This is a genomic window from Schleiferilactobacillus shenzhenensis LY-73, from assembly GCF_000469325.1.
GTDB lineage: Bacteria > Bacillota > Bacilli > Lactobacillales > Lactobacillaceae > Schleiferilactobacillus > Schleiferilactobacillus shenzhenensis.
Genome location: NZ_KI271585.1, coordinates 1 through 6538, shown reverse-complemented (window position 1 = coordinate 6538; position 6538 = coordinate 1). Strand labels below are relative to the sequence as shown.

Below are 6538 nucleotides of genomic sequence, written 5' to 3'. Positions count from 1 at the left end.
CCACCACGTTCCAGCCCGTTTTGCCGGAGCTTGCGGAGCTTTGGCACGGCGCCCAGGTAAGTTTTGTCACGTGCCCACAGCTAGCTCCGCAGGACCGGCTTCGCACTAGCTTCGCGTCGCCGCCCCAATCTGCGGAGCCCGTAGTCACCCGGGTCAGTGCCAGACATTAATCTGCCGCGGTTACTGCACCGGTTTCGGCGCCGGGGTCTCCCCCGGGCGGAACTCAGAGGCTGGGCGCTGCGGGTTCTCGGGGAACGGCATCGGGCGCGATGTTGTGGGAATTTCTGGCAGGGCAATGGGCGGGATCTGTTCGTAGGGTTCGGTGTAGTCCTTGCCCAGCGACTGGTACCCCTTGAGCAGCCCCAGCTTGATGAAGATCGTCTGCTGGTAGGCAATCTTCGCATTCCACTCCAGCGTCTCCATGATCCGTGCCGCAATGTGCAGCTCGGTGGCCGTGATGACGATGCCGTGGCTGTTCAGCAGGAAGACGTTCTCCATCGCCTTGTCGCCGATCTTCGTTAGGGCATCATGGACAATGTTCGCCAACGCCATGCTGGTCGCCGGGGCAAAGGGCAGGACCTTGATGGCCCCCAGCTCCCGCGTCGCTTCCGTGACATTGGGCATATCTAATCCAGCCGTCGCCCAGAAGAGAGACTCTTCAGCATGGGAGTGGTAGACACAACGAATCCCGGGGTGGGCTTTATAGGCCCCCTCGTGCAGGTTGATCTCCCGGGTCACGTGGCCAACGCCGTCGATTTTCTCCCCAGTCTCGGCATCGACCACCAGGATTTGGGCCGGCGTCAATTCGGCGTAGTATGTCTCGGACATGAAGGCGGGGGTGATCAATATATACGGGTGCTGGTGTTCATCGAAAACTTTGATGGACATGTTGCCCCCGGCCACGTTGGTATCCTTACGATCAAACATCTTGCGTACGGTCCAAGCGAGATCCTCCCGATCCGCTTCAAACATCATTCTCATCGTTCTTCGTCCTCTCTTTGTGCAGCCAGCGCACTGGTCATTTCTATCTGCCGTTATTGTACCCGGGGCACGGGGAGAAAGGAGCGGTGCAGGCATAATTTGAAGGAAGCGCATACACAATTCAGCCATTCGTGCACAGTTGTTCACGAATCGCCAAAATCGTTCAAAGATATTGCGGCGTGAGAATAAACGCGGTAAGGTAATCTCGAGCATAATATAAGCGCTTACATTCTTGAATAAGCTAAATCCGTGGCGTTTCCTTGGATTCACGGTATACTAGCAATTGAATCGTGGAACCGTTTTAGAAATGGAGGCTTGTTCATGTTAAAGAATGAACGCCTAAACTCAATTTTGGCGTTATTAGCCAAAAAGAAGGTGATGACGACCCAGGCACTGCAGAAGGAACTGTTCGTCAGTCCCTCGACGTTACGGCGGGACTTGGTGGAACTGGAGTCCCTGGGCAAGGTCGCACGAAAATTTGGCTGGGTCGAACTGGTCAATCCCAGCAACATTGAATTCCCTTACCTGTTCCGAGAACAGGAAAACGAGAAGGCGAAGAAGGCCATCGCGGATATTGCGAGCACCTTTCTCACCAACAACCAGGCACTATTCATTGATTCCAGCAGCACGGCATCATTCCTATCGAAGTACCTGGCCAAGCTGAGCCACGTGGTCGTCGTGACGAACGGGTTGCGGATCGCGGTGGCGCTGGACAGTATCCCGGAAGTCAAGACGTTCGTCACTGGCGGCCGTCTGCGCACCAGCTCTGGCTCGATTCTGGGCGACTACGCCGCGAAGTTCTTGGACAACTTCCGCGCCGATCTGGCGATTATGTCCTGTTCCTGCGTGGATGCCAATGGTATCTACATGGCCAGTGAGGAACAATCCAGTATTAAGCGCAAGATGATGACCTTGGCCGATAAGACGATTCTGCTGGTCGACCATTCGAAGTTCAACAAAACAAGTTATTACAAGCTCAGTGCACCCGACGGCGTGGCGGCTATTATCAGTGATGAGAAGCCGGACGCCGCCCTGCTCAAGGCCTGGGAAGCGCAGAACGTGGAAGTTCTGTACTGAGCGGACAAGAGTCAGACAGTTGGTCTGGCGAGAAAAGGAGCGGCCCGGCGAGGCTGCACCGGCATCGGCAGGGGAAAAAAGGCCCCCCGTTGCCTTGAGCTGTACTGGCACGATGCAGAGGAGGATTTTTTGATGTTGAAGATGACTTACCCCAAGATTGGTATTCGGCCCACGATTGATGGTCGGCGGAAGGGGATCCGGGAATCCCTGGAAGAACAGACGATGCAGATGGCCCACAGTGTGGCGGACTTGATCCACAGCACCCTGAAGTATCCTGATGGGACGCCGGTGGAGACGGTCATTGCCGATTCCACCATCGGCGGTGTGCGGGAAGCCGCGGCGGCTAAGGAGAAATTTGACCGCGCGGGGATCTGCGGCACGATTACGGTCACTCCGTGCTGGTGCTACGGCACGGAGACCATGGACATGACGAAGGACATCCCCCATGCCATTTGGGGCTTCAATGGGACGGAACGCCCGGGGGCTGTTTATTTGGCTGCTGTTTTGGCTGCTCATACCCAGAAAGGCATCCCTGCTTTCGGTATTTATGGTCATGATGTGCAAGAGGCTGACGACACGAGTATTCCCGCTGACGTCCGGACCAAACTGATCCGCTTTGCCAAGGGGGCACTGGCCACCGGCATCATGCGCAACAAGGCGTACCTCTCCATCGGCAGCGTCGCCATGGGCATCGGCGGCTCCACCGTGGACCCTGATTTCTTCCAGGACTATCTGGGCATGCGCAACGAATATGTGGACATGACCGAGATCACTCGGCGCATCGATGAGAAGATCTATGATCCGGATGAATACGCCGACGCGTTGGCGTGGGCGAAGAAGAACACCCCGATCGGGCCGGATATTTATAACGCCGACAACCCCAACAAGTTCACCGATGAGGCCAAGGAAAAGCAGCTTGAAGCCTGCGTCAAGATGGCAATCATCGCCAAAGACTTGATGGAGGGCAATCCCCGCCTGGCCGAGTTGGGCTTCGCTGAAGAAGCGGCCGGGCACTATGCTTTGGCCGCCGGCTTCCAAGGCCAGCGCCAGTGGACCGATCATTTCCCCAATGGCGACTACATGGAAGCCTTCATGAATTCGCAGTACGACTGGAGCGGCCAGCATGCGCCCCACGTTTTTGCGACGGAGAACGACAGCCTGAATGCGGCATCGATGCTATTCAACTACCTGTTGAGCAACACACCCCAGATCTTCGCGGACGTGCGCACCTACTGGAGTCCGGAAGCAGTGAAGCGGGTCACCGGTACTGAATTGACCGGCTTGGCCCAGAACGGCTTCCTGCACCTGAGCAATTCCGGCGCTCAGACGCTGGATGCCACAGGGGCAGAAAAGATCGACGGCCAGCCGGCGATCAAGCCTTACTGGGATGTAACTGAGGCGGAAGCCCAGGCCAACCTGGACCGCACCCGCTGGATCCCGGCGAACATCGGTTACTTCCGGGGCGGCGGCTTCTCCAGCAACTACGTGACCGAAGGCGGACCTAACGGAATGCCGGTGACGATGACCCGCATCAACTTAGTCAAAGGCGTCGGCCCGGTCATCCAGATTGCGGAAGGCTACGCTATTGATCTGCCCAAGAACGTGTTCGATGCCGTCAACGAACGGACTGATCCGGGTTGGCCGTCGACGTTCTTCGTGCCCAACCTGACCGGGCACGGCGCGTTCCAGTCAGTCTATGACGTCATGGACAACTGGGGCGCTAACCACGGGGCCATCAGTTACGGGCACATCGGCGCCGACTTAATCACTCTGGCCGCTATTCTGAGGATTCCGGTGAATATGCATAACGTACCGGCCGACCAGATTTTCCGGCCGCGGGCGTGGTCATCACTGGGCACTGAAGATTTGGAATCGGCAGACTTCCGGGCCTGCCAGACGTTCGGAGCGCTGTACAACTAACCACACACAGCGTGTCTTGGTTTCATAGGGAGGGGGGCCAGTGATGGCAACAGAAAATCTGATCGCGGTGGATTTGGGGGCAAGTTCCGGCCGGGTCATGTCCGGTCAATTCAACGGGAAGCGGATCACGCTGAAGGAACAGTTCCGCTTTTCTAACCTGCCGGTCCAAGTGACGGGCGGGCTGTATTGGGACTACATGAAGATCGTGCAGGAGATCAAGTACGGTCTGTCCATTGCCCAGAACGACTTGGGCGAGCTCGCCAGCATGAGTATCGACACGTGGGGGGTGGATTACGGGGTGCTCAGTCAGCGGGGTGAAGTCCTGCTGGCGCCCCACAGCTACCGCGACACTCGGGTGCAGGCGTATACCGATGCGTTCACTCAGCGCATTACCCCGCGCAATATGTTCCAACTGACGGGACAGCAGCCCGCCGATATCAACACGAACCTGCAGCTCTACGCCGACTGGCAGCGCTACCCGTTCCTGGCCGACCAGGCCGGCACAATCCTCTTGATGCCGGGCTTGGTCAGCTACCTGCTGAGCGGGGTGGGGGTCAACGAGTTCTCCATTGCCAGCACCACGGGACTGCTGACCAGCGATGCGCCGTCTTGGAATCGGGCGGTGCTGGACATGATCGGCATCAAGCCCAGCCAATTGGCCGACTTGGCATATGGCGGCGCCGTTCTCGGTGAACTGCTGCCGGCGATTCGGGACGAGGTCCATCTGCGACCGGGAATGAAGGTCATTGCCGGGGCCGGCCACGATACAGCGGCTGCCCTGCTGGCCCTGCCTATTCCGCCCCGGGAGCGCTGGCGGACCGCCTTCATCAGCTGCGGCACCTGGTCTATCGTCGGCCGGGAGACGGAGGCCCCGATCATCAATGACGCCGCCTACGCCGCCGGGTTGACGAACGAAGGCTGCTTCGACGGGCACAACCGGCTCCTCAAAAACATCACGGGCCTTTGGATCATTCAAGAGCTCCAGCGGGAGTGGTCCTTCCAAGGCGAGATGATCGACTTTGGGGCCATGACCGACGAAGCCCGCGCGGCCCGCACCCAGGACCGCTTCATCGACCCCAGTCACCCCCTGTTCAGTACCCCCGGCCGGATGGAAGAAAAGATCCGCTTCTTCCTGACCGCCACCGGGCAGTCGCTGCCCCGCTCCCGGGGCGCTCTGCTGCGTATTGTGCTGCAGAGTTTGGCCCTGTCCTATAAACAGGTAATCACCCAGTTGCAGGCACTGACCAGTGAACCGATGGATTCTGTGCACATGTTTGGCGGCGGGATCCAAAATGGGCTCCTCGTCCAGCTGACGGCGGATGCCCTCGGGCTGCCCGTCGTCACCGGCCCCATCGAGGCCAGTGCACTAGGCAACATTATCTCTCAGCTGATCGTCACTGGCGTATTGACCAGTGACGCCAGCGAGGTGGCCACCGCTTCGGCACAGCCGACGACGGTGGCGCCGACCAGCGAGAAAAACGGTGCTGCCCATTTTCAGAAGTTCCAAGACATTCAAGCCCTGGCCAAGACCGCCGTCAGTGCGACCGTCTTTGACCAGCAGCAAGCAGAGTAGATCCATTCATGCAAAAAGCACCCCGGCAACGCGCCGGGGTGCTTCTTTTGTCCTGGGTAACGCTAAGCCAGCTGGGCGGCCACCGCTTGAATCGCCGCAACCACTTGTTTTTGGTGAGGCCAAGCGGCCGCTGTATTCTGGAAGAGGTAGAAGTGGCGCCGAAACTGGGCACCGAGGGGCGTCGTGGGGACGTTGGCCAAGGGTACCCGGCGCGACAAGAGACCCTGGCCGACACCGCCCTCAATCAAAGTCCGCAGCAAGGTATTGCTGTTGACGGTCATTAAATGGCGCGGGGTGATTCCTTGCTCTCGCAAGTATTGGGCCGTGTAGAACCGGATCCCGGACCCCTCTTCCCGGGTGATCCAGGTTCCGGTGGGCTGCCCCGCCGCCACCAGCTGGTCTGGGCACAGCGTCAGGCGCACCGCCCCCCGCAGGACCAGCGGCTGTTCCACGAAGCCCAGGTCGATGCGCTGGGCTTCCAGCTGTTGCAGTACTTTTTGCGAGTTGAGGACTGTCACGTCGTAGTGCAGAAAGGGAAACTGCTGGGCCAAGGCGGCCGCCACCTGGGGAAACAGCACGGTGGCCACGCTTTGCGAAAGGCCGATACGCAGTTCGACATACTCATCATCGTGGACGTTCTGCACCGCTTCCTTCGTCTTCGCCCATTCGGCCAACAGCTTGCCGCTGGCCACGTAGAGCAGGTCCGCGGCAGCTGTGGGGACGGTGGCACTGCGTTTGTTGCGCACGAACAGAGGCGTATTCAGCTGCGCCTCCAGTTTACGGATATGGTGGGACACCGTGGGCTGGGTCGTATATAAGTGGCGGGCGGCGAGGGAAAAACTGCGGGTTTCGTAAACGGCCATAAAGGTTTGGAGAAGATCGAACATCACTGGGTCATGCTGCTTTCTAAAATGTCCTCAAATGTATACACACCCAGTCCATGGTGTTCCTTGAGATTTAGACCGGTTAAGAGTCCATCTTTATCGA

The 6538-nt window shown here is 58.6% G+C and carries 5 protein-coding genes; 3 read left to right on the top strand and 2 right to left on the bottom strand.

Annotation, left to right across the window (positions count from 1 at the left end; translation table 11 throughout):
• Nucleotides 1-180 precede the first annotated feature (180 nt).
• Nucleotides 181-981: a class II aldolase/adducin family protein gene (locus L248_RS04755; RefSeq protein ID WP_040534959.1), complete on the bottom strand. Its 801-nt coding sequence runs from the start codon at nt 979-981 to the stop codon at nt 181-183.
• Between the two features lie 321 nt (nt 982-1302).
• On the opposite strand from L248_RS04755, the gene L248_RS04750 reads away from it, so the two are divergent.
• The 3 genes from L248_RS04750 to L248_RS04740 all read left to right on the top strand — a co-directional run bounded on the left by L248_RS04750 (nt 1303) and on the right by L248_RS04740 (nt 5551).
• A complete protein-coding gene (locus L248_RS04750) occupies nt 1303-2058 on the top strand; it encodes a DeoR/GlpR family DNA-binding transcription regulator (protein ID WP_022528957.1) in 756 nt (251 codons plus the stop codon).
• Between the two features lie 132 nt (nt 2059-2190).
• On the top strand, nt 2191-3978 hold the full coding sequence (locus tag L248_RS04745) for an L-fucose isomerase (protein ID WP_022528956.1): 1788 nt from the start codon (nt 2191-2193) through the stop codon (nt 3976-3978).
• A 43-nt stretch (nt 3979-4021) separates the two neighbouring features.
• Nucleotides 4022-5551 (top strand): rhamnulokinase, encoded by a 1530-nt coding sequence (locus L248_RS04740; protein ID WP_040534956.1) that lies wholly within the window; start codon nt 4022-4024, stop codon nt 5549-5551.
• A gap of 62 nt (nt 5552-5613) precedes the next feature.
• Here the strand turns inward: L248_RS04740 and L248_RS04735 are convergent, their stop codons facing one another.
• Entirely contained in the window at nt 5614-6438 is an 825-nt protein-coding gene (locus L248_RS04735; RefSeq protein WP_040534953.1) for a LysR family transcriptional regulator, read from the bottom strand.
• Between the last annotated feature and the right edge of the window lie 100 nt (nt 6439-6538).

Bases quoted from the DNA above. Each gene is read 5' to 3' on its own strand.
- L248_RS04755 (WP_040534959.1), bottom strand. From the start codon at position 981: ATGAGAATGATGTTTGAAGCGGATCGGGAGGATCTCGCTTGGACCGTA.
- L248_RS04750 (WP_022528957.1), top strand. From the start codon at position 1,303: ATGTTAAAGAATGAACGCCTAAACTCAATTTTGGCGTTATTAGCCAAA.
- L248_RS04745 (WP_022528956.1), top strand. From the start codon at position 2,191: ATGTTGAAGATGACTTACCCCAAGATTGGTATTCGGCCCACGATTGAT.
- L248_RS04740 (WP_040534956.1), top strand. From the start codon at position 4,022: ATGGCAACAGAAAATCTGATCGCGGTGGATTTGGGGGCAAGTTCCGGC.
- L248_RS04735 (WP_040534953.1), bottom strand. From the start codon at position 6,438: ATGTTCGATCTTCTCCAAACCTTTATGGCCGTTTACGAAACCCGCAGT.